The organism is Streptomyces sp. NPDC054849, from assembly GCF_053610945.1.
This window is the reverse complement of record NZ_JBSGZI010000097.1, coordinates 1-23,171: the sequence shown is the minus strand read 5'-3', so window position 1 is coordinate 23,171 and position 23,171 is coordinate 1. Positions and strand designations below refer to the sequence as shown.

The 23,171-nt window shown below is 71.2% G+C and carries 18 protein-coding genes and 2 pseudogenes; 12 read left to right on the top strand and 8 right to left on the bottom strand.

Translation table 11 applies throughout. The features are described 5' to 3' along the window. The first annotated feature begins 314 nt into the window (after window positions 1–314). Window positions 315–1,510: pseudogene (locus ACWGIF_RS30710) on the top strand (cytochrome P450 family protein). Window positions 1,511–1,549: 39 nt separating this feature from the next. Here the strand turns inward: ACWGIF_RS30710 and ACWGIF_RS30705 are convergent. After that, complete coding sequence (locus tag ACWGIF_RS30705) at window positions 1,550–2,203, bottom strand: class I SAM-dependent methyltransferase (protein ID WP_453502355.1); 654 nt, start codon at window positions 2,201–2,203, stop codon at window positions 1,550–1,552. A gap of 59 nt (window positions 2,204–2,262) precedes the next feature. Next, on the bottom strand, window positions 2,263–3,777 hold the full coding sequence (locus ACWGIF_RS30700) for an IucA/IucC family protein (protein ID WP_453502354.1): 1,515 nt from the start codon (window positions 3,775–3,777) through the stop codon (window positions 2,263–2,265). Window positions 3,778–3,886: 109 nt separating this feature from the next. Between ACWGIF_RS30700 and ACWGIF_RS30695 the strand changes: the two genes are divergently transcribed. From ACWGIF_RS30695 to ACWGIF_RS30680, 4 genes are all read left to right on the top strand, one after another. Next, window positions 3,887–5,509, top strand: coding sequence for an IucA/IucC family protein (locus ACWGIF_RS30695; RefSeq protein ID WP_453502353.1), 1,623 nt, complete (start codon window positions 3,887–3,889; stop codon window positions 5,507–5,509). A 221-nt stretch (window positions 5,510–5,730) separates the two neighbouring features. Further along, complete coding sequence (locus tag ACWGIF_RS30690) at window positions 5,731–6,537, top strand: GntR family transcriptional regulator (protein WP_453502352.1); 807 nt, start codon at window positions 5,731–5,733, stop codon at window positions 6,535–6,537. A gap of 395 nt (window positions 6,538–6,932) precedes the next feature. Then, window positions 6,933–7,988, top strand: coding sequence for a quaternary amine ABC transporter ATP-binding protein (locus ACWGIF_RS30685; RefSeq protein ID WP_453502351.1), 1,056 nt, complete (start codon window positions 6,933–6,935; stop codon window positions 7,986–7,988). Then, the gene (locus ACWGIF_RS30680; protein WP_453502349.1) at window positions 7,988–9,784 is read left to right on the top strand and encodes an ABC transporter permease/substrate binding protein; all 1,797 of its coding nucleotides are present in this window, start codon (window positions 7,988–7,990) and stop codon (window positions 9,782–9,784) included. Before ACWGIF_RS30685 ends, ACWGIF_RS30680 begins: the two co-directional genes overlap by 1 nt. Before the next feature lie 70 nt (window positions 9,785–9,854). Here ACWGIF_RS30680 and ACWGIF_RS30675 read toward each other — a convergent pair whose 3' ends face one another. Further along, window positions 9,855–12,053: an MMPL family transporter gene (locus ACWGIF_RS30675; RefSeq protein ID WP_453502347.1), complete on the bottom strand. Its 2,199-nt coding sequence runs from the start codon at window positions 12,051–12,053 to the stop codon at window positions 9,855–9,857. 519 nt (window positions 12,054–12,572) lie between these two features. On the opposite strand from ACWGIF_RS30675, the gene ACWGIF_RS30670 reads away from it, so the two are divergent. From ACWGIF_RS30670 to ACWGIF_RS30655, 4 genes are all read left to right on the top strand, one after another. Continuing rightward, the gene (locus tag ACWGIF_RS30670) at window positions 12,573–13,736 is read left to right on the top strand and encodes a sensor histidine kinase (RefSeq protein WP_453502346.1); all 1,164 of its coding nucleotides are present in this window, start codon (window positions 12,573–12,575) and stop codon (window positions 13,734–13,736) included. Next, entirely contained in the window at window positions 13,733–14,401 is a 669-nt protein-coding gene (locus tag ACWGIF_RS30665) for a response regulator (RefSeq protein WP_453502344.1), read from the top strand. The genes ACWGIF_RS30670 and ACWGIF_RS30665 overlap by 4 nt, the downstream gene beginning before the upstream one ends. Before the next feature lie 144 nt (window positions 14,402–14,545). Beyond that, complete coding sequence (locus tag ACWGIF_RS30660; RefSeq protein WP_453502343.1) at window positions 14,546–14,779, top strand: hypothetical protein; 234 nt, start codon at window positions 14,546–14,548, stop codon at window positions 14,777–14,779. A gap of 133 nt (window positions 14,780–14,912) precedes the next feature. After that, entirely contained in the window at window positions 14,913–15,710 is a 798-nt protein-coding gene (locus ACWGIF_RS30655; RefSeq protein WP_453502342.1) for a hypothetical protein, read from the top strand. Between the two features lie 66 nt (window positions 15,711–15,776). Here ACWGIF_RS30655 and ACWGIF_RS30650 read toward each other — a convergent pair whose 3' ends face one another. After that, window positions 15,777–16,190 (bottom strand): GNAT family N-acetyltransferase, encoded by a 414-nt coding sequence (locus tag ACWGIF_RS30650; RefSeq protein ID WP_453502341.1) that lies wholly within the window; start codon window positions 16,188–16,190, stop codon window positions 15,777–15,779. A 317-nt stretch (window positions 16,191–16,507) separates the two neighbouring features. On the opposite strand from ACWGIF_RS30650, the pseudogene ACWGIF_RS30645 reads away from it, so the two are divergent. Next, window positions 16,508–16,729 (top strand): annotated as a pseudogene (locus tag ACWGIF_RS30645) (transposase); the annotation flags it as partial. Window positions 16,730–17,212: 483 nt separating this feature from the next. Here the strand turns inward: ACWGIF_RS30645 and ACWGIF_RS30640 are convergent. The 4 genes from ACWGIF_RS30640 to ctaD form a co-directional block, all read right to left on the bottom strand. Beyond that, window positions 17,213–17,953, bottom strand: a complete 741-nt coding sequence (locus ACWGIF_RS30640) for a class I SAM-dependent DNA methyltransferase (protein ID WP_453502339.1) — start codon at window positions 17,951–17,953, stop codon at window positions 17,213–17,215. A 477-nt stretch (window positions 17,954–18,430) separates the two neighbouring features. Then, the gene (locus ACWGIF_RS30635; protein ID WP_453502337.1) at window positions 18,431–18,802 is read right to left on the bottom strand and encodes a hypothetical protein; all 372 of its coding nucleotides are present in this window, start codon (window positions 18,800–18,802) and stop codon (window positions 18,431–18,433) included. Window positions 18,803–18,989: 187 nt separating this feature from the next. Then, on the bottom strand, window positions 18,990–19,328 hold the full coding sequence (locus ACWGIF_RS30630) for a hypothetical protein (protein ID WP_453502336.1): 339 nt from the start codon (window positions 19,326–19,328) through the stop codon (window positions 18,990–18,992). Between the two features lie 16 nt (window positions 19,329–19,344). Then, window positions 19,345–21,084, bottom strand: a complete 1,740-nt coding sequence (gene ctaD / locus ACWGIF_RS30625) for an aa3-type cytochrome oxidase subunit I (RefSeq protein WP_453502334.1) — start codon at window positions 21,082–21,084, stop codon at window positions 19,345–19,347. A gap of 289 nt (window positions 21,085–21,373) precedes the next feature. Here ctaD and ACWGIF_RS30620 point away from each other — a divergent pair, with 289 nt between their 5' ends. After that, window positions 21,374–21,802: an Hsp20/alpha crystallin family protein gene (locus ACWGIF_RS30620; protein ID WP_453502332.1), complete on the top strand. Its 429-nt coding sequence runs from the start codon at window positions 21,374–21,376 to the stop codon at window positions 21,800–21,802. Between the two features lie 262 nt (window positions 21,803–22,064). After that, on the top strand, window positions 22,065–23,171 hold a 1,107-nt coding region (locus ACWGIF_RS30615; protein WP_453502368.1), incomplete at its 3' end, for an Hsp70 family protein.

The window sequence follows — 23,171 nt, the reverse complement described above, 5'->3', positions numbered from 1 at the left end:
GCGCGGTCCGGCATCAATTCATGCAGCCCGTACACAGACACGGACATCGCCCTCTGTGCTTCGCGACTCTGCTTGTTTCCGCAGGTCTGGTCCGGGCCGGCCATTCTGCGGCAGGAACGGGGCCTTGCCGCAAGCCCCCCAGTGCGCTATATCTTGAAATTGGCAAGGAGTGGGTGACCTCCTTGCCTTTCCTTTTGCCCACGTCGGCAATCCCGGCTGCGCCACCGGTCCTCGCTCGAAGGGCCGTGACGGCGGCGGCGCAGGGACGGGAAATCGATCCGCAGGCGCCGAGCGGCCGTCGTACGCTTCCCCCCATGCCCTTCGTGGATCTCAGCGCGCACGCCGACGAGTTCAATTCCGATCCGTATCCCTTTTACGCGGCGCTGCGCACGGCCGGCCCCCCGTCCATCAGCTGGTCCTGGGCGGTGACCGGTCGTGGCTGGTCGTCGGCTACGAGGAGGCGCGGCAGGCACTGAACCACCCGGCCCTGTCGAAGAACTGGCTCGGCTCCGACCTCCTGGCGAACACGCCGGTCCACGCCGTCGCCACGAACATGCTGGACTCGGACCCGCCCCACCACACCCGGCTGCGCCGCCTCGTGGCGAGCGAGTTCACCGCCCGACGGGTGGAGGCCCTGCGGCCCCGCGTCCAGCAGATCACCGATGAGCTGCTCGACGCGATGGCGGCCCGGCCCGATCGCCGGGCTGACCTGATCCGGTCCTTCGCCGTACCCCTGCCGATGACCGTCATCTGCGAACTCCTCGGAGTTCCCGGACTGGACCGGGCGCGGTTCCGGTACTGGTCGAACGAGATCGTCGCCCCGCTGGACGGCGTCGCCGCGGACGGCCGCGTACTGGAGGAGATGACCGCGTACCTCCGCGAACTCGTGGGAGCCAAAGCCGACGACCCCGGCGAGGACCTGCTCAGCGCGCTGATCCGCACCCGTGACGAGGACGGTGACCAGCTCTCCCCGGACGAGCTGATCGGCATGGCCTTCCTGCTGCTGGTCGCGGGCCACGAGACCACCGTCAACCTGATCGGCAACGGGGTCCGGGCCCTGCTCGCGCACCCCGACCAGCTCGCCGCCCTGCGCGCCGACCCGGACGGGCTGATCGACGGCGCGGTGGAGGAGATGCTCCGCTACGACGGCCCGGTACAGCACGCCACGTACCGCTTCGCCGACGCCGACCTGGAACTCGGCGGTACCGCCATCGCGTCCGGTTCCTCCGTCCTGGTGGCCCTCGCCGCGGCAGACCGTGATCCGGCGCGCTTCACGCAGCCCGGCCCCGAGGTGTTCGACATCCGCCGCACCGGCCCGAGCCACCTCGCCTTCGGCCACGGCATCCACTTCTGCCTCGGCGCCCCCCTGGCCCGCATGGAGGGCCGCATCGCGATCCGGGCCCTGCTGGAGCGCTTCCCGGATCTGGCCGAGGACCCTGACGGAGGCCCGCTCGACTGGCTCCCGGGCACGCTGATGAGGGGCGTGACCCGGCTGCCGCTGCGCTGGTGAGAGGTCGGACCCACCCGCGGCCCGCCGCCCCGCCCCCGCCTACCTCTTGCGGGCCAGCAGGAAGCCCTGCGGGGAGTCCTCGAGGGTGTCCGGCTCGCGGACCAGGCGGGCCACCTCGGCCAGGCCGGCCCCGGCCAGCACGCCGGCGATCAGGTCGGGCGGTGTCCGGTACACGTCGAGGTCGACCGGATGCCCGTACGCGTGCTCCAGCCGGATGCGCTCGTCGCCCGCCTTGAACGCGATCAGGAGGTGGCCGCCCGGTGCGAGCACCCGGGCGAACTCCGCGAACACCACGGGCAGCTCCGAAGGTGGGGTGTGCACGGTGGAGTACCAGGCAAGGACCCCGCCGAGTACCCCGTCGGCGACGTCCAACGCGGCCATCGCCCCCACCTCGAACCGCAGTCCGGGGTAGGTCCTGCGGGCCACCGCGACCATCGCCGGGGACAGGTCGACGCCGAAGGTCCGCACTCCGAGCCCGTCCAGATGTGCCGTCACCCGGCCGGGGCCGCAGCCCAGGTCGGCGACCGCCCGGCCGCCGCCGCCCCCGTCGCCGCGCACCCACTCGGCGAAGGCGGCCAGCATGGCCCGGTCCAGCGGCTTTCCGGCCAGATCGGGGCTGACCAGCCGTGCGTAGTCGACTGCGACGGCGTCGTAGGACGCCCGTACGGAGCTCAGGTACGAGGACTCTGTCATGCCCCTGGACAGTAGCCTCCCGACTCCGTCCGAAGGGACGCCCGGCGCCGTGCTCCCGCTCACCCTCCGGCCAGCGGGTTGGGCAGATGTGCCCACTGGTCGCCCGGGACGCCGGGGCTCAGCCGCATCAGCGTGAGCGCCTTGGTGGGCAGTGGCCCGGTCAGCAGGGCCTCGCGGTCGGCGGACAGCGGCAGGGAGGCGGCCTCGGCGAAGGCGTCGGCGAAGGCCCCGGCCGAGCCCGCCGTGGAGCCGAGCGCTCCTGTCAGCAGGGACCCGAACAACTTGCTCCGCAGGACGGTCTCGTCGTCGGTGATCAGCCTGCCGGAGAGGGGCGGCACCGGCAGACCGTGCCGGACGAGCCGGGCCGGGCTGATCCGGATGTCGGCCAGGTCGCGGTAGACCAGCCGGAGCGGGGCGCCGGTGGGGGACAGGACGACCAGCAGGTTCTGACCGTGGGCCTCCAGCGCCACCCCGAGCTCCAGCACCCGCAGGCACACCGAGAGTGCGAGGCGGGCGAACTCCGCCCGCCAGGCCGCCGAGCGCGCCGGCGCGAAGGAGGCCAGGGCTGCCACCGGGAGCACCCGCTCACCGGCCGAGGCGTCCGCGTACGCCTCCGGCGGCTCGCGCAGCACGGCCGCCAGATCCGGGCTGTGCGCGGTCGTCGCGCCCAGGGTGCGGGTGATGTGCAGCCGGCCGTCGAGCCGTTCGGACAGACCCTGGGCGAAGGCGGACACGGCCGCCGCCGTCTCGATGGAGTAGACGGAGATGTCCCGTACGGAGGAGGTCAGCCGGGCGCTCAGCGCGGTCTTCACATGCGCTCCGCCGTCGACGGGCGCCAGGGTGCGCAGCGCCATCAGCGGATGCGCCGCGAAACCGGGCCGCACGCGCTCGTGCTTCAGCACGTGCGCCGCCTGCCACGGGTGAACGGGAACCAGGATCCGCCCCCCGTCCCGCAGCCGCGCCGGCCAGTCACCGGTGACCAGGCACTCCTCGCCCCGTACGGCGACGAGCCCGAGCTGCACCACGGGCCGGTGCTCGGGCGCGTACGCCAGCTGCTCGGCCACCGAGAAACCGGGCCGGGAACGGCAATTCGGGTGGTACGGGTGGCCGTCGACGATCCGCTGCTCCCACTCCCAGGCGGTCCGGGCGGCGAGGTCCTCCCCGGTGGGCGGCTGCCCGGCCCGGGAGAGCGCGAGGGAGGCAGTACCGGCGTCCAGCTCGGCGGCGAAGTCCTCCCCGTGCGGCACCCCGAGCGCCGTCACCAGCCGTGCGGCCTGGCGGTAGGGCCTGCCGTCGAGCAGCAGCTCGCTCACGTACGGCTGGGTCGCGTAGGGATCCGGCAAGGGGCCCTCCAGCCGGGAACCGCCGGCCAGCTGCAGCGCCAGGCCGTCCGGTCCCCGCTCCCGGCCCGTGATCCACGGCAGTGGTTCGTAGGCCAGCGCCCGCCACAGCCGGGTCAGCACGGCCGCCCGCGCACCGCTCAGCGCGGCGGCGTACGAGGGACCGAGCGAGGGTCGCACACCGGCCAGTTCGGCGGCGACGGTCTCTTCGGCCGGGGAAGGGGCAAGATGCATGCTGGGGCTCCGACATCGGAATATCACTTCACGGGATGATCAAGTAATGATTGCGGATACCCACGATCACGGCTGGTAGGTTCCGCGCTGCGAACCTCCGGCGCACCGGATGGACCGAATGGAACCAGTGGACATCAACGCCGCCGCCGACGCATACGCCGCCACCCCGCTGCTGAACTGCTTGCTCCGCGAGGCGGCCGAACCGGCTGGACCCGCCGGACCTTCCGGGCTCGCCGATCCCGCCGATCCCGCCGATCCCGCCGAGACGGCCGACGAGAACGCTGCGGGAGCGGCCGTCCACCGGCTGCGCGGCAGCGGGCGGCTGCTCCGGGTGCGCGGCGGGCGCCGGCCCGTGCGTCCCGAACTGCGCACGGCGGACGGCTGGCATCCGCTCAGCCACACCGAACTGGTCAAACTCGTCTCCGACGAACTGGCCCGCTTCACCGGCGTCCCGAACGACGAGCTCCCGGTCGAGATCACCGACAGCCGGGACGCGATCGCCGCGCTGTTGGCCGCCCGCGCTGCGGCCGGGCCTCCGGCGGACCCGTACCTCCTCTCCGAGCAGTCCCTGGTGATGGGCCATCCGCACCACCCCGCCCCCAAGGCCCGGGGCGGGGCCCCGGCCGCGAGGTGGCTGCCGTACGCGCCGGAGGCACACGCCCGTTTCCCGCTGGTCTTCCTCGCGTTGCGGGAGGACCAGACCGCCGAGGAGGGCGGCCCGACCGCCTCCGATGCGATCGACTCCCTCGCCGAGGCACTGGACGGGCCGCGCGCTCCCGCGGGGTACCGGCTGCTGCCCGCCCACCCCTGGCAGCTCGAACTGGTGGGCGAGCAGCCCGCGGTGCGCGAGGCCTTCGCCGACGGACGGCTGCTGCGGCTGGGGGAGGGGCGGCGGCCGGCCTGGCCCACCGCCTCGATCCGGAGCCTGTACGTACCGGAACCGGCGGCCGACCTCTTCGTGAAGTTCAGCCTCGACGTCCGGATCACCAACGACGTGCGCCGGCTGTGGCGGCACGACCTGCTGAAGCTGCGCCGCACCGACGCGGCGGTGGAGGCCGGTTTCGCCGCGCTGCGCCGGGCGACCGGCTCGGACGCGGCCTGGCTCGCCGACCGCGGATACCGCACCGCCGCCTTCGCCTTCGAGGAACTCGCCGTCCTCGTCCGCGACGGCCTGCACGCCCATACCGTGCCCGGGGCCACGCCGCTGCTGGCCGCCGCGCTCGCGGAGGGCTACGCGGGGAGTCCGCCGGCCGGCGGCGCCGACCCGGTCCGCTGGTGGCGGGCCTACCTGAGCCAGGTCGTTCCGCCGGTGCTGGAACTGTTCGCCCGGCACGGCGTCGTGCTGGAGGCCCACCTCCAGAACACCCTCGTCGCCGTCGACGCGGCGGGCCTGCCGGTGCAGGCCCTCTTCCGTGACGCCGAGGGGGTCAAACTCCTGCCGGACCTGTCGCGGGCGGACGCCTGGCAGCGCCTGGTCTACTGCCTGGTGGTCAACAACCTGGCGGAGATCGCGGGGATGCTGGCCGGACGGCATCCGGACATCTCGCCGCTCCTGTGGCCGGCGGCACGCGAGGAGTTCCTGCGCTACCGGGTCACGCGCGGGCTCCCCGAGATCGACGAGCTGCTCGCCGCACCCGTCCTGCCCGCCAAGACCAACCTGCTGCTGCGCTGGACGCGGGCGGACGGTGCGGACGCCCGGTACCTGCCTCTGCCGAACCCGCTGCGGGGATAGGCGGGCGGGGACCTGGGTACGGATGGCGAAGGCACCGCGCCGGTGCGGGCCCGTTGCGGGCCCGGGGCCGGCCCGGGGCTTGGTCGAGGGGCTGAGCCGAGGGGTTCGGAATCGGCCAAGGTGGGGCCCGTGCCGTGGTCCCTCTCACTCAAAGGTATAGACCAATGCTACGTTGGTCGGGCAGACCGCGCAGTCCTTGACCACCCGTCAGAGGAGAAGCCATGCCCTCCCCTTCGCGGGGCGGCGGCCAGGCCGCCATGCCCAAGTACCAGCGGATCGCCGCAGCGCTGCGCCGCGAACTCGACCGCGCCGCGCACACACCCGGAGCCAGACTGCCCTCCGAGCGCAGCCTGGCCGCCCGTTACGAGGTCAACCGGCAGACCATCCGGGCCGCCCTCCAGTGCCTGCGCGAGGACGGCCTCGTCGTCACCGGCCGCCGGGGATCCCGCCCCGCCGTCCCCGCCGCCGGGATTGCGGCCGCCGGGGTTCCGGCCGCCATGGTTCCCGCCGCGGCCGGGCCGGCTGCCGCCGGGCCCGCGTCCCCCGCGCCCGGTCCCACCCGGAGCTGGCTCACGCAGGTCACCGTCCCGCCCTCGCTCGCCGCGCTGCTCGGCATGGCCGGCGGGGACCGCACCCTGGTCCACCACCACCGCGAACGCGGCCCGGCCGGGGAGACCCTCCGCCACGCCGTCACCTACTTCAGCCCGGACGTCGTCGCGAGCAGCCCCGAACTGGCGGGCTACCGGAACCCGGCGGCGGGGGCGGGCCGCGGCGAGGACCTGAACCCCCTGCACCGCTGGCTCGACCGGGCCGCGCGGGACGGCAGGGTCGCCGAGACCATCACCATGACCCGCACCACCCACCCTCCGGCCGCCTCCCCCACCTGTGGCCTGAGCGTGCGCCGCACCCTGCACGACACCTCCGGCCGGCTGCTGGCCGTCACCGACCTGGCCTTCCCCACCTGGGACCGTCTGACCTTCCACCGTGACCGCCGCGACCACGCGACCACGGGCTTCCGCGTGACGTAGGTCATGCCCTCGGGCCGCCCGGGATGTGGTCCGGGCGCCAGGCGTCCGCTGTGGCCTCCGACACGCCCCGGGCGGAGCCGCGCCGGGACCCGCGGCAGGTTCGGCGCACCCTGCGTCCGGTCCAACTCGGGTCCAGGGGCGGCGTGGACCCACCCTCGGTCACCCCGCCCGGGGGGCGGACTTCCGTGAAGGGGTCGCATACCCCCTCAAGTGACGAAGGTCACCCTTGCATTTGCTTGAGTGAATGCATACAGGGCATGGTCGGTGCAGGAGCGGAACCGCGTCCTCCGGCCCTTCGTGCCGGAGGCGGGGCGCACACGGGCAGATCCCGTCCCGCTCTACGGCCCGTCGGCCCGCCCGGCGCGCGCCGTATCCGTACGACCCGCGAGGTTTATGTGTCCACGCTCCAGACCGAACACGTCTACAAAGTGTTCGGAAGACGACCCGACGACGCGGTCCGCGCGCTCGAAAGCGGCACCGGCCGCGACGAGTTGCGGGCCGACGGCACAACGGCCGCAGTGATCGACGCCTCCTTCGACGTCGAGCCCGGCCAGATCTTCGTCGTCATGGGTCTGTCCGGGTCCGGGAAGTCGACGCTGCTGCGCATGCTGAACGGACTGCTGGAGCCCACCTCGGGGCGCATCCTCTTCGGCGGCCAGGACCTCACCGCGCTCAGCGCGCGAGAGATGCGCCGCGTACGATCCACGAAGATCTCCATGGTCTTCCAGCACTTCGCACTCTTCCCGCACCGCAACGTCCTGGAGAACGCCGGCTACGGCCTGGCGGTGCAGGGCGTGCCCCGCGCCGAGCGCGACCGGCGCGCCGCCGAGGCATTGGCGCTGTGCGGCCTGGAGGGCTGGGAGAACTCCTGGCCCGACGAGCTCTCCGGAGGTATGCAGCAGCGCGTCGGCCTCGCCAGGGCCCTGGCCACCGACGCCGACCTCCTGCTGATGGACGAGTCCTTCAGCGCCCTGGACCCGCTGATCCGCCGCGACATGCAGGACCAACTCCTGGAGCTCCAGCAGCGCTTCAAGAAGACCATCGTCTTCATCACCCACGACCTCAACGAGGCCATGCGCATCGGCGACGCCATCGCCGTCATGCGCGACGGCCGTATCGTCCAGCAGGGCACCGCCGAGGACATCCTCACCCGCCCCGCCGACGACTACGTCGCCTCCTTCGTCCAGGACGTGGACCGGTCCCGCGTGCTCACAGCCGACGCCGTGATGACCGGCCCGGACCGCTCGGACGCGGACGGCTGCGACTGCCCGACCGTCACCGCCGACACCCCGCTCGCCGACCTGTGCGCCGTCAGCGCCCGCGTCCCGCACGCGGTCGACGTCACCGGCACGGACGGCGCCGTCGTGGGCTCCGTACCGCAGGACCGCCTCGTCGCCTTCATCGGCGACGAACAGCGGGCCCCGGTGCGCTGCACGGAGGTGGCAGCCTGATGCCCCGCCTGCACCTCGGCGCCTGGGTCGACAGCGGAGTCGACTTCCTCCAGCGTCACCTGACCTGGCTGTTCGACGCCGTCACCCTGGTCGTCACCGGCCTGTACGACGGCATCGTCGCCGTGCTCTCCGCGCCCGCCCCGCTGCTGTTCGCAGGCATCCTCGCCGTCGCCGCCTGGTGGCTGCGCGGCCTGCTCGCCGGCCTGCTCGCCTTCGCCGGCTTCGCGCTCGTCGACTCCGTCGGCCTGTGGGGCGACGCCATGTCCACGCTGTCCCTGGTCCTGGTCGCCACCCTCGTCACGTTGCTCTTCGCCATCCCGCTCGGCATCTGGGCGTCGCGCTCCGACCGGGTCAGTGCCGTCCTGAGGCCGGCCCTCGACTTCATGCAGACCATGCCCGCCATGGTCTACCTCATCCCCGGCATCATCTTCTTCGGGGTCGGCGTGGTGCCCGGCATCATCGCGACCATCATCTTCTCGCTGCCGCCGGGCGTACGGATGACCGAGCTCGGCATCCGCCAGGTCGACGCGGAACTGGTCGAGGCCGCCGACGCCTTCGGCACCACTCCGCGCGACATCCTCGTCCGCGTCCAGCTCCCGCTGGCCCTGCCCAGCATCATGGCGGGCGTCAACCAGGTCATCATGCTCGGCCTCTCCATGGTCGTCATCGCCGGCATGGTCGGCGGCGGCGGACTCGGCGGCGCCGTCTACCAGGCCATCGGCAGCGTCGACATCGGCCTCGGCTTCGAGGCGGGCATCGCCATCGTCATCCTCGCCATGTACCTCGACCGGATGACCGGAGCACTGGGCCGCCAGGTCTCCCCGCTGGGCCGGCGGGCCCTCGCCAAGGCGCGGTCCGCCGCCACCGGCGCCGCCAAGGTGTGGAACCACCGCCCCCAGCCGGCACTCGCCGTCAGCGGGGCCGTCGTACTGGCTCTCGTCGCGGGCGGCCTGAACACCTTCGGCGCCGCCTCCGCCCAGAAGGACGCTCCAGCCGGCGCCGCGAACATCGGCAAGGGCCGCACCCTGTCCGTCGGGTACATCCCGTGGGACGAGGGCATCGCCTCCACCTTCCTCTGGAAGGAGCTCCTGGAGCGCCGCGGTTTCAAGGTCGACGCGAAGCAGCTGGAACTGGGCGCCCTGTTCACCGGCCTCGCGGGCGGACAGCTCGACTTCCAGACCGACGCCTGGCTGCCCGTCACCCAGGCGCAGTACTGGGAGAAGTACGGGAACCAGCTGGACGACCTCGGCTCCTGGTACGGCCCCACCTCGCTGGAGCTGACCGTGCCCTCGTACGTCAAGGACGTGCGCACGCTCGCCGATCTGAAGGGCAAGTCCGCGCAGTTCAAGGGACGGATCATCGGCATCGAGCCCAGCGCCGGGGTGATGGGCGCGCTCAAGGAGAAGGTCCTGAAGGAGTACGGCCTGGACACGGAGTACCAGGTCGTCGACGGCTCCACCCCCGGCATGCTCGCCGAGCTCAAGCGGGCCTACGAGAAGAAGGAGCCCGTGGCGGTCGTGCTGTGGTCGCCGCACTGGGCCTACTCCTCGTACGAGCTGACCAAGCTCGAGGACCCGAAGGGCGTCTGGGGCCAGGGCGACGGGATCCACTCCCTGGCCCGCAAGGGCTTCGCCGCCGACGAGCCCGAAGTGGCCCGCTGGCTGAGCTCGTTCAAGCTCACCGAGGAGCAGCTGACCGGCCTGGAGGCGAAGATCCAGGAGACCGGTAAGGGCAAGGAGCAGGAGGCGGTCCGCGCCTGGCTGAAGGACCACCCCGAGGTCGACAAGCTCGCCTGACACCGGAGGCGCCGGCTGCGCAGGACCTCGTACGGTCCTGCGCGGCCGGCGCCTCGGTGTGTCCGGCGGCTCAGCCGACCAGGACCCGGTCCGGGGTGTGCTTCGGACCGGCGGCCCCACCGGCGCGGCGCGGGCGCACCGGCCACCACGTGGACCGGCCCAGCAGGGCGGCCAGCGCGGGCACCAGCACGATCGACAGGACGAACGCGGAGAGCAGGATCCCGAGGGCCGTCGCGAAGCCGATCTGCTGGGTCGACGGGGCGGGGGTGACGGCCAGGCTCCCGAAGGACGCGGCCAGGACCAGGCCCGCCGTGGCGATGGCGGGCGCCGTGTGCCGCACGGCGCGGCTCACCGCCGCCCGGGCCGGACCCGGCCGTTCCATCTCCTCCCGGATCCGGTCGCTCATCAGGATGTTGTAGTCGGTGCCCAGCGCGACCACGAACAGGAACAGCACGAGCGGAAGGGTGAAGTCCACCCCGGGCCGGTCCAGGGCGTGCTGGAACACCAGGGTCGAGGCGCCGAGGGTGGCGGCGAAGCCGAGACCGACCGCGGCCAGCAGGATCAGCGGCGCCAGCAGGCTGCGCAGCAGCGCGAGCAGGATCAGCGCGATCAGCGCCGCCGCCACCGGGAACACCACCTTCAAGTCCTTGTCCACGGCGGCCGAGATGTCGGCGAAGACCGCAGGCGTGCCGCCCACGTGCGCCTCGGTACCGGCGGGCGCATGTGCCGAGACCGCGGCCCTGACCGGCCCGGTGACCAGGTCGCGCGCCTCCTGCCTGCGCGGGTCGGCCGTCAGGAAGAGGTCGATGCGCGCCGCCCGCCGGTCCTCGCTCAGCACCGTGCCCGCGACCTGGCCCACGCCGTCGACCCGGGCGAGTACGCCGGACAGGCCGGCCAGGCGCTCCACGGTGAGTTCGCCGTCGTCCGAGGCCGTGACGAAGACGGTGGTCGGGTCCGACACCCCCGCCGGCAGGGCGCGCGCGATCTCCTCGGCGGTGGCGACCGCGGCCGTGCGGTCCGCGCCCGCGCCGCCCTGCCCGTAATCCATGCGCATCCCGAGGACCCCGGCCGCCAGCGCGCCGAGCAGTGCCACCGACGCCAGGACCAGCGTCAGCGGCCGCCGCACCACCCGGTCGCCCAGCCGCGCGGCCGATCCCGGACGGGGCTCGCGCTGCAGGGCGCGGGAGGGCCAGAACATCTTGCGGCCGGTGACCGCCAGCAGGGCCGGCATGAAGGTCAGGCTGCCCAGCAGCATCACCAGCACGGCCAGGGCGATGGCCGGGCCGAGAACCCGGAACTGGCCGAAGGACGCGACCCCGAGCGTGGCGAACGCGGCGACGATGGTCAGCGCCGCGGAGGTGATGGCCGTACCCACGCGCCCGGCGACCTCGGCGGCCGCTTCGCGCCCGGACTGTTCGGGGTGCCTGCGCAGCTGCTCGCGGAAACGGAAGAGGAGGAAGAGGAAGTAGTCGATGCCGATGCCCACCAGCACCACATTGATCAACCCGGGTGTGGAATCCGCCAGTCCGGTGTTGGTGAGCAGCGCGGCACCGACCACGACGCCGGTCGCGGCGCCGCCGATGACGGAGACCGCGATCAGCGGCAGCAGGGCCGCCAGGACGCTGCGGAAGACCAGGACGTGCAGCAGGACGATGACCCCGAGCATGATGATGCCGACGACCTTCGACCTGGTCTCCTCGGCGTCCGCCGTGTCCACGCGGTCGGCGATCCCGCCGGTGAAGCCGGTGCGCAGCCCCTCCTGTGCGAACAGGTCCCGCGCGGAGTCCCGGAAGGCCCGGTAGGTGCTCTGCACCCCGGGGTCGGCGGCATGGCCGGTGAGTTCGACGGACAACAGCCGGAAGGCGCGGTCCGGGGCCGTCATGGCCGGGCTTACCCGGGGGACCTGCGAGTGGTCCTCTGCGAGGGGCATGGGGTCCTTGGGCTGGGGCATGGCGACCCGCTGCCGGGACATCTGCGCGGCCTGCGCGTCGATGCGCTGCTCGTCGGAGGCGCTGAGCGGCGCGCCGTCCGACCGGGCCACCAGCACGGTGAGGAGGTTGGCGTCCGGCTTCACCCCGAACCGCTCCTGCGCGATCTGCAGGGCGGCCGCCGAGTCGTACTGTGCGGGAAGGAACCCGGCGTTGCCGGACTGGCTGGCGCGAAACACGAACGCCTGGCCCAGCAGGGCCGCTGCGATACCCAGGACCGCCCAGAGGGCGATGACCTTCCACGGACTTCTCGTCGAGAATCCGGTCAGGGCGCGGATCACTGGTCTCCTCCGGTCTGTGCGGTGCCGGCCGGGGGATCCCGGCCGGACTCCAGACCATCAGCGGGGCGCGGGGAAAACGTCGGGGCAGGGGAGGATCCGCAGGCCGGGACCAGGGTCCGGGCGCGGGGGCCGACCAGGACCGGAGTCCCGGTACGGGCCCACACCGGGGACGGGTGGCAGGGGCTGCGGCCGCTGCCAGAATGGATCACCGGAGAGCGCGGCGGCGCGAGCCCGGCACCGGCCGGGACGCGTTGCCCACGGGGGAGGGCCGACATCATGGGTGCGGGCGGGGACAAGGGGGTGGACCGGCGCGGCATGCAAGCGGGCGCCGGCCGGGGCGGGGATCGCGGCGCCGGCCGGGGCGTGGGCACGGAGGCCGGCCGGGGCTGGGGCGAGAGCGCTGACAAGAGCTCGGGCGCGAGTTCCGGCGCGAGTGCCGGCAAGAGTTCCGGCGAGAGCTTTGATCAGAGTGCACGTCAGGGTTCACGCCGGCGTTCCGAGCACGGCTTCGCTCACGGTGTGGACCGGGCACCGTGGACGCGCAACGACGCGCTCGTGGCGGTGGCGGCCGGAACCGTCGACCTCGTCGGCTTCTCCTTGGGCACCCAGACCGAGGGCCGGTCCCTCAGCGTGGCCGCGGTCGGCGCCCTGGTGCTCTCGGCGGTGCCCCTGATAGCCCGTCGGGTCCGTCCGGTGACGGTGCTCGCCGCCGTACTGGCCCTCGGCGTGGTGCTCAACGTGCTCACCCAGCACGCCCCCCACTTCACCGCCACCCTGATGGTCGCCCTCTACTCGGTGGCCCGGTTCAGCCGACCCGCCGTGGTCGCGGCCGCGTCGGTCGGCGCGGTACCGCTCATCTCCGTCGGCCAGAGCGGATGGCCCCTGCCCTTCGGGTGGTGGGGCCTGTTCGGAAACGCGGTCGCCACCCTCATCACCGTCGGCGGGGCCGAAGTGGTCAACCACCGGCAGCGGGAGGCCGAGGCCCACCGGACCCTGCTCGCCGACCGGGCGGTGGCCGAGGAACGCCGGCGGATCGCACGCGAACTGCACGACATCGTCGCCCACCACATCACCACCATGCAGCTGATGGCCGGCGGGGCGCGGGCCAATCTGGCGCACGACCCGACGGTGGCCCGGGACGCGCTCGTCACCCTGGAGGACTCCGGGCGGATGGCGCTGCGCGAAATGCGCCAGCTCCTCGGCGTGCTGCGGGCCGGGGAGGAGCCGGAGCACACTCCGCCGGCCCCGCAGCCCGGGGCCGGCGACCTCGAACGGATCATCACCGAATCCCGCCTGGCCGGGACGGAGACCGAGTTCACCGTGGACGGGCCGGTCCTCCCGCTGCCGCCGTCCGTAGGCCTCACCGTCTTCCGGATCGTGCAGGAGGCACTGACCAACACCCGTAAGCACGCGGGGCAGGCGCGGGCCCACGTACGGCTCACCTATCACCGCGACGAGGTCGCCGTGGAGGTGCGGGACGACGGGGCGGGAGCGCCGACCCCGGCCGCACGGACGGCGCACCGTTCCGGGTACGGTCTGATCGGTATGCACGAGCGCGTCGCCCTGCAGGGCGGAACCCTGGAGGCCGCCGCACTCGACGGCGGCGGGTTCCGGGTGGCGGCCCGGCTCCCGGTCCCCTTCCGGGGGCCGGGGGAGGGCGAGAGAGAGGAACGGCACCGATGATCCGTGTGCTCATAGCCGACGACCAGCCCCTGGTACGGCGCGGACTGGCCCTGATCCTGGCCCCCGACCCGGACTTCCAGGTCGTGGGCGAGGCCGAGGACGGCGCCCGGGCCGTCGCCCTCGCCCAGGAGATGCGCCCCGACGTGGTCGTCATGGACATCCGGATGCCGGTCCTCGACGGAGTGCAGGCCACCGAGGAGCTCGCGCGGACACTCCCCGGGACGCGCGTCCTGGCCCTCAGCACCTTCGACATGGACGAGTACGTCGTCGCCGCCCTGCGCGCCGGTGCGTACGGCTTCCTGCCCAAGGACATCTCCCCGGAGGAGCTGATCGCCGCGGTCCGCATCGTCCACACCGGCGAGGCGGCCGTCGCGCCGCGGCTGCTCACCCGGCTCATCTCCACCTATGTACGCACCCCCGCCCGGCCGCGCTCGTGGGCGGGCGAGACCCCGGTCGAACTCACGCCGCGGGAGCTGGAGATATGGCGCCTCCTGGCCACCGGCCGGGGCAACGCCGAGATCGCCGTGGACCTGGACATCAGCGTCTCCACGGTCAAGAACCACATCACCGGCATCTTCGGCAAGCTGGGCGTCCGCGACCGCGCGCAGGCGGTGATCGCGGCTTACGAATCGGGGCTGGTGGAAGCCGGCTGCGGGAGCGGTTGATCACCAAGTGCCCGTAAGAGGACCGGAATCCTCCTGGCGACCACACCTCTGACCAGCAAGAACACTGGATGATTCGCCCGTGCCGACAGGGGCCCGTCCGTGGCACAGTGCGATGAGCCCGACCGCACGACGAGGGAGCCTCCCATGCGCGATCCGCACGCCACGCCGCTCGCGGCCGCCCCCGAGTGCCCGCCGGAGCCCGGTCCACTGCCCTGCTGCCCGGTGTGCGACGCCGCGCCGGAACGCATCTCCTGGCGCCAGCGCCCAGGACGGCCCGTCCTCCTGGCCTTCGACCCCTGCGGCCACCGCTGGTCCACGCCGGCCCCACCGGTCCTGGCGGTCACCCCGCCGGCGGCCCCCGGGAGCACCGTCGGCTGACCGCGTCCGAGTCCGGGTCCGCGTCCGGGTGCCGGTGCCGGTGCCGGTGCGGGTGCGGGTGCGGGTGCGGGTGCGGCGAGCGTCCGGTGCGCCCCCTCCCGCTGGTGTCAGACCGGACTGCCACACTGCGATCATGTCTCTCGCAGCTCTCACCCTCGACGTATGGCGGGCCGTCGACCTGCCGACCGCGCGCCGCTTCGCCCGGCGGGCGGCGGATATGGCGGAGGGCCGGGTGATCACCGTGGAAGCCACGGAGCACCTCGGAGGCTCGCTGCACCGCGTTCGCATCGAGCGGAAGGGGCAGGAGTTCGCTCTGATACCCGGTGGCACGGTGTTCCTCGGGTTCGACCCGGGCGGGTGGCAGCCGACGCCCGAGCAGGCCGCCGACTACGCGGAGAGCCTGGAACAGGGCTTCGGCTACGGCCCCGACCTCCACGCCCCCTTGGCGCAGGTCCTCAGCCCACGCCGGAGCGTCACCCTGGACGCGGTGCTGATGGCGGTGGAGGGCGAGGAACTCAGCGAGGCGCCCGCCGACATGACGGCCGTTCTCGCAGCACGGGGCCTGCGGATGCCGAGTTCCGACGAGTGGGAGCATGCGTGCGGGGCCGGCGCGGACACCCTGTTCCGATGGGGCGACGACTGCCCGCTCGACCGCATCCCGTACGGACACCACACCGGCCCGCAGAACGAGCTCAACGCCTTCGGCCTGCGCATCGCCCATGACACCTACACCGCCGAGCTGACGAGCGACGTCGGCGCGGTACACGGAGGTGACGGGGGCGAGTCGGTGTGCGGCGGATACGGCAGCCTCCTGGCCTGGCTCCCCCTAGCCACCGCCCAACGCAATCCTTCCATGGCCGAGTTCGTGTACGGACCGGACGGCGATGGCGCCGTCGAGGGCTGCACCACCAGGCCCGTACTCACGCTCTGAACCGCCGGGGCAGCCACGGGTTCACCGGCCCCGAGGCCGAGATGCCCGGGCAGGTGCTCGGCCGCCTCAGCCCCCAGACAACACCATCACGTCGTAGACCGGGGAGTCGTCCCCGTACCGGGCCCGGCCCACCGTCCGGTAGCCCCAAGCGGCGTACGCGGTCCGCGCGGGCGCCGCCTCGGGCTCCGGCCGCGTCGTCAGCGTGATCCGCTCGGCCCCGAGCTCCGAGATCAGGATCCGGTGCATCCCGGCCGCGACGCCCTGCCGTCGCCATCCCCTTCGTACCGCGAGTTCTGCCACGTTGAAGGTCCGCCTGCCGTGCTCCTCGGCGAAGGACGCGTCCAGCGGCTCCAGCAGGGCGTTCCACCACGTGGTGTCCGCCGGCAGCCAGTAGCCGAGCGAGAACCCGACGATCTCGTCGCCCTCCCGCGCCAGCACGAGCCGAAACCCGTCGCGCGCCGCCTGTCGACGGGCCCGCACGAGGAAATCGGCGGCGTCCTGGGGCCTTCGCAGTACGGCGGCTCCGCATACACCTCCTGGTAGGCGGCCTCCACCGCGAGCAGCGCCGCCACTGCCTCGTCGAACCGCTCGATCCGCTCGAACGTCACACCCGCCATCCCACCCCTCCCACGCCCCGGCACATCCCTGTCCGGACGCATTCTCGCAGGCTGCAAGGTGCTGCGGCCGTGAACAGCGATCAGATCCGCGCGACGAGCGCTGCCCGGCGTCTCCTCTGTCACTGCATCCGCGTACGGTCTGCGCATAGTTGATCAGAGCCCTCCCTTGCCCTCTTCGATATGCCACTTCGTTTTCTGGGGGTGCGGGTGGCTCGGCCGAAGCCGTGGGAAGTCGATGACGAGCTGTGGGCGGTGATCGAGCCGCTGCTACCGAAGGCGTGGGGGCGGCCCCGGCGCACCGGGCGCAGGCGACATCCGGACCGGCTGGCGTTCCAGGGCATCCTGTTCGTCCTGCACACCGGGATCCTGGGAACATCTGCCGAAGCTCGGCTTCGGCTCGCGTATGACTGCCGGCGCCGCTTGTCCGAGTGGACCGAGGCTGGAGTCCGGCCCCGACTGCACGGGCTCCTCCTGGCCAAGCTTCGCAGCGCGAACGCCCTGGACTTCTCCGGGGCGGCCGTCGACGGCTCCCACATGCGGGGGGTTAAAGGGGATCCAAGACGGAACGACGTCACCCAGCTGATCCCGCTGCTTCAGGCGGCACCGCCGCCGCGGGGCCAAGTGAGGTCGGCCCGGCGCCGCCCGGACGCGGTGTTGGGCGACCGCGGCTACGACCACGACGAGTACCGCCGCCTCGTCCGGGACCTCGGCGTGAGCCGCTTGTCGCCCGCCGGGGCACCGAGCATGGCTCCGGACTCGGCGCCCAACGCCGGTTCGTGGAGCGAGCTTTTGCCCACCTGCCCTGGTTCCGCCGCCTGCGGATCCGCTGGGAGATGCGCGACGCCATCCACGAAGCCTGCCTCACCCTTGGTTGCGCACCCGACCTCAGGTTGGCTTGCGCCACACGGAGATGTGCTTCGCGGAGTCCTGGGTGAACGGCGCCCCGTCCCAGTCCGCGACGCGACGTTCCCTCTCGAGCCCAGCGATCCGTGCCATCAGGTCGAGCTCTGCCGGCCAGGCGTAGCGGTGCCGGGAGTTGTCGCGGCGGTAGCGGCCGTCGTCGCCGTCGCGGGTGAAGTGGTGCGAGACGAGAATCTGCTCGACGAGGTCGAAGGTGTCGAAGCCGAGATGCTGCTCAGAGACGTCGAACGGCACCGCGACCTGGCCGGGCGGCAGGAACCGCAGCGGCGGCACGCCCAGCTCGATGACGAATCGGCCGCCGGGTTCCAGATGACGTGCGGCGTTGCGGAAGCACTCGACCTGCTCGTCCTGCGTGAGCAGGTTCGTGATGGTGTTGTAGACGAGATAGACCAGGGTGAACTCGCCGGGAACGACGGTGGTGGCCATGTCCCCGATGACTACCGGGAGCGTGTCCTCGTCGATCTTGCGCCGCAGTACCGCTGCCATGTGCTCGGACAGTTCGATGCCCACTACCGGCACGCCGCGTTCCCGGAGCGGGACGCCCACTCGTCCGGTCCCGATGGCGAACTCCAGTGCCCGGCCGTCTCCGGCGAGCTCGGCGAGGAAGGCGAGAGTCGGTCCGAGAACGGCGGCCGAGGACGTCTCGGTCTCCTCGGCGTCGTAGCGGTCGGCGGTCGCACGGGTCCACAGCTCACTGCTCGTCACGGGCGGCCACTTTGCCGGGTACCGAGGGGCGCTGTCGACGCATTTACCTTCCACCGGCTCCGATCACACGGTTCGGGGCGGGCCGGTACAGACCTTCCAGGGCGCCGCCCGCCTCGGGGCGCACGGTCACGGCAGTGGTGCGGTCGTCACCCTCGGCGCAGCGTCTCCATTAACGCGCCTCGGGCTGCCTTGATGCGCAGGCCCGGTAGCAGAGCCCCTTCCAGGGCCAGTAGGCGAGGAGCTGGCGTACCTCAGGGAGCCGCGGGTGGTCGTCTGCGGCCGCGGCATCCACGAGTGCGGCATCGTCCAGAGCCCGCACCGTCGGGCTTCGGTGCGCGTCGGGGGGCATCTCCTCGTCGTTGTTCTCGTACCACGCGACAAGGGGCCCCAGGTCTCCTGAGCGCCCGAGCCCGGGTCCTCCACGCCTTTGATCTGCGGACCCCTTACATGGCCATCGGTGCCGGACACGATCTTGTGTCAGGGGGCCGGACTTCCCATGATGCCCAGGAAGCGTGTGACGGAGGAGTCGAGGAGGCTGCCGAACTCCTCCGGGGTGGCGATCTGCGGGCATTCGGTGGTGACCTCGTCGTCGGTCAGTGCATCGAGGTCTGCCCAGCCGCCTCGGAACAGGACAAGGTGCAGCTCGGTCCATCCATCGGCGCCCAGGATGCGTACGCCGATCGAATCCGGGGTGGCGACGAGGGCCCGATCGGTCTCCAGCCGCTGAGGCCAAGGCGCGGCCTCATCCCGCCAGGTGATCGGTCTGGGGCTGAGTCCGGACGCAGTCCAGGCGGGAAGGCGTGCGGTGATCACGGCGGCAGCTTGGTCGAGGTCGATGACGTGGTCCATGGAGCGATCATCGCTTGGTGGAGCTCAAACCACGAAGTGCTGGCTGGGTTCTCGTGACAGACAACGAGGCGGCGTCTTCCGGCACCCCTTCCCGCTTCAGGCTTGCCTGGACGTGACCGTGGAGGACCCGAGCGCGCAAACATGTGAACGCTGTGGGATCGCAGATCTTTGAATGTTCCCGGAGCCCTCAGAGACGGGACAGCAGGGCCAGGGCGAGGGTGTAGAGCCCGAAGGCCGTCACTGCCAGTGCGGCGATGCGTCGGCGCAGGTGGGCGTACCGGTGAGCGTATTCCGTTTTGAGTTCCTCGGCCCGTGTCACTGTCGCGGTCAGTATGTCCCGGCGCAGGCGCAGGTGGTGCTGGGCGAAGCGTTGGCTGATGTCGTCCTGTTCGCCGGGGCCGAGCCAGGTCAAGGCGCGGGCGAAGGCCTGCCCTTCCTCCTGTGCTTCACGAAGGGCGGCCTGGCTCATCAGGTATCCCTCGATGCGGGCGACTCCCGCGGCTGCTTCCTTCGAGCGCTTGGACATCGACGGCCACCCACCGTTACTCGGGCCGGCCGGGGCCTGGGCCCGGAAGGGACCCTCGGGGACCGGAGGCCTTGTCCTGGTCGACGACGTCGCGTTTATGGTCGCCCGCGTAGTCGAGCGCGGCGATCTCGGGGTAGTGGAGGTCGAAGGCCGGCGACTCTGATCGGACGCGGGGCAGGGTGACGAAATTGTGCCGGGGTGGGGGGCAGGACGTGGCCCATTCCAGTGAGCGGCCGAAGCCCCACGGGTCGTCGACCTCGACGCGAGGCGCGAATTTGGCTGTTTTCCATACGTTGTAGAAGAACGGCAGCGTGGAGAGGCCCAGCAGGAAGGCTCCGATCGAGGACAGGGTGTTCAGCGCGGTGAACCCGTCCGCTTGCAGATAGTCGGCATACCGCCGTGGCATGCCCTCGGCGCCGAGCCAGTGCTGAACGAGGAAGGTCATGTGGAAGCCGATGAACAGGGTCCAGAAGTGGATTTTGCCGAGGCGTTCGTCGAGGAGGGTGCCGGTCATCTTCGGCCACCAGAAGTAGAACCCGGCGAACATGGCGAAGACGACCGTTCCGAAGACGACGTAGTGGAAGTGGGCCACGACGAAGTAGGTGTCGGTGACGTGGAAGTCCATCGGCGGCGAGGCCAGAATGATGCCGGTCAGGCCACCGAAGAGGAAGGTGACGAGGAATCCGATCGACCAGAGCATCGGCGTTTCGAAGGAGAGGGAACCCTTCCACATGGTGCCGATCCAGTTGAAGAACTTCACTCCGGTCGGTACCGCGATCAGGAACGTCATGAAGGAGAAGAACGGCAGCAGCACTGCCCCCGTGGCGAACATGTGGTGGGCCCACACGGTCAGGGAGAGGCCGGCGATGGAGATGGTGGCGCCTACCAGCCCCAGGTATCCGAAGATCGGCTTGCGTGAGAACACCGGAATGATTTCGGTGATGATCCCGAAGAACGGCAGCGCGATGATGTAGACCTCTGGATGCCCGAAGAACCAGAAGAGGTGCTGCCACAGGAGCGCACCGCCGTTCTGCGGGTCGAAGACCTGGGCACCGAACTTGCGGTCCGCCTCCAGCACCAGCAGGGCTGCGGCCAGGACGGGGAAGGCGAAGAGCACCAGTACCGAGGTCAGCAGGATGTTCCAGGTGAAGAGCGGCATGCGGAACATGGTCATGCCGGGCGACCGCATGCCGATGATCGTCGTCACGAAGTTGACCGAGCCGAGGATCGTGCCGAACCCGGACAGCGCCAGCCCCATGATCCACATGTCGCCGCCGATGGACGGAGTGCGTACCGAACTGCTCAGTGGCGTGTAGGCGGTCCAGCCGAAGTCCGCGGTGCCGTTCGGGGTCAGCAGGCTGCCCACGACCATCAGGCCGCCGAAGAGGAACAGCCAGAACGACAGCATGTTCAGCCGCGGGAAGGCCACGTCCGGCGCACCGATCTGCAACGGCATGATGGCGTTGGCGAAACCGGCGAACGTCGGGGTCGCGAAGAACAGCAGCATCACCGTTCCGTGCAGCGTGAAGATCTGGTTGTACTGCTCGTTCGAAATGATCTGTGTACCCGGCCGGGCGAGTTCCGCCCGCAGGAGCAGCGCCAGCACGCCGCCGATGATGAAGAACCCGAACGACGCGATCAGGTAGAGGTGCCCGATCTTCTTGTGGTCGGTGGTGGTCAGCCAGGAGATCAGCACGCTTCCCCAGGTGCGGCCCCGTACCGGGATCGGCGTGACAGGCTCGGTCGACGTCACCATGGAAAGTTCCTTTGCGTCGGAGCGCCACGACATGGGGGCGGACGCGCCAGCACCGACCGCAGCAGGTTCTACGCCGCCCGGCTACAGGTGTACTACGGAAAGTGACGAACGGGCTGCGCGACAGCCCCTCGGTACCTCGGTTGGCCCACCCGACCTCCTGACGTCGTTGAGGTCCGGCGCGGTCGCGTGGGACCGCCCTGAGTCGACCCTTGTCAACTTTATTGCTGTGCGCTATATAGGTGGTGTCGCCATGTGCATCTGTGACGAGTGAGGAGAGGAGTGAGCGACGATGCTCATGCGGACCGATCCATTCCGGGTGCTGGACCGGCTGACGCAGCAGGCTCTGGGAACCGCGGCGCGGCCGGCGGCCATGTCCATGGACGCCTTCCGCGAGGGTGACGCCTTCGTCGTCGAGCTGGACCTTCCCGGTGTCGACCCCGACTCCATCGACCTGGCTGTCGAACAGAACGTCCTCGACATCACGGTGGAACGACGGACCACCGCCTCTGGAGACGACAGCGACGTGCTGATCGCGGAGCGCCCCTCGGGCACCTTCCGCCGTCGGCTGTTCCTCGGAGAGACGCTGGACGCCGACAGCATCGAGGCCTCCTACGAGGCCGGCGTGCTGCGGCTGCGTATCCCGGTCGCAGAGGAGGTGAAGCCTCGGAAGATCGAGATCAGGGCCGCGGGCGGCTCGCGCAAGGAGATCAACGCCTGACGGATGTACGGACGCGCGGTGGGAAGACGGAGGGTATGCCGGGCTTTCCCCGGTTCGCCCCTCCATCCTCCGTCTGCAGCCGCCGAAGCCGACCGGACGAAAGCGAGCTTGCGGTCATGCCCGAACACCGCCTTTTCCGGCCGCGAGCAGACAGGTGCGCCGCTTGGTACGACGCCTCCTGCACCGGACCGGTACAGCGGCGCCCTTCTCGGGCCCGCGCGAAGAACAGGCGAAAGGTTCACTGATCTGAGAGGAGCAGATGATGGCACGCGCAGTCGGGATCGACCTGGGCACGACCAACTCCGTCGTCGCGGTCCTGGAGGGCGGCGAGCCCACGGTCATCACCAACACCGAAGGAAACAGGACCACCCCCTCCGTGGTGGCCTTCGGCAAGGGCGGAGAGGTCCTGGTCGGTGAGATCGCCAAGCGGCAGGCGGTGACGAACGTGGACCGCACCGCACGGTCGGTCAAGCGCCACATCGGCGAAACCGACTGGCGCTTCCCGGATGCCGGCGACATCGACGGCAAGCGGTACACGGCGCAGGAGGTCTCCTCACGCGTCCTGCAGAAACTCAAGCGGGACGCGGAGGCGTATCTCGGCGAGGACGTCACGGACGCCGTGATCACCGTTCCGGCCTACTTCAACGACTCGCAGCGCACCGCGACCAAGGAAGCCGGAGAGATCGCGGGCCTGAAGGTGCTGCGGATCATCAACGAGCCGACATCCGCCGCTCTGGCGTACGGACTGGACAAGGAGAACGACCAGACCATCCTCGTCTTCGACCTGGGCGGCGGCACCTTCGACGTGTCGCTCCTGGAGATCGGCGAGGGGCTGGTGGAGGTCAAGTCCACCAACGGCGACACCCACCTCGGCGGCGACGACTGGGACCAGAAGGTCGTCGACCATCTGGTGAAGCAGTTCCGGAACGCCTACGGCATCGACCTGTCCAAGGACAGGATGGCGCTCCAGCGTCTGCGCGAGGCCGCCGAGAAGGCGAAGATCGAACTTTCCGCCGCGACGGAGACGACGATCAACCTGCCCTACGTCTCCGCGTCCGCCGAGGGCCCGTTGCACCTGGACGAGAAGCTCACCCGCTCGCAGTTCGAGCAGCTGACCGCCGACCTCCTGGAGCGCTGCAAGGCGCCCTTCCACAACGCGGTCAAGGACGCGAAGATCAAGATCTCGGACATCGACCACGTCATCCTGGTCGGCGGCTCCACCCGCATGCCGGCCGTGACCGAGCTGGTCAGGGAGCTGACCGGCAAGGATCCGCACAAGGGCGTCAACCCGGACGAGGTCGTCGCCATCGGCGCCACCCTCCAGGCCGGTGTGCTCAAGGGTGAGGTCAAGGACGTCCTGCTCCTCGAC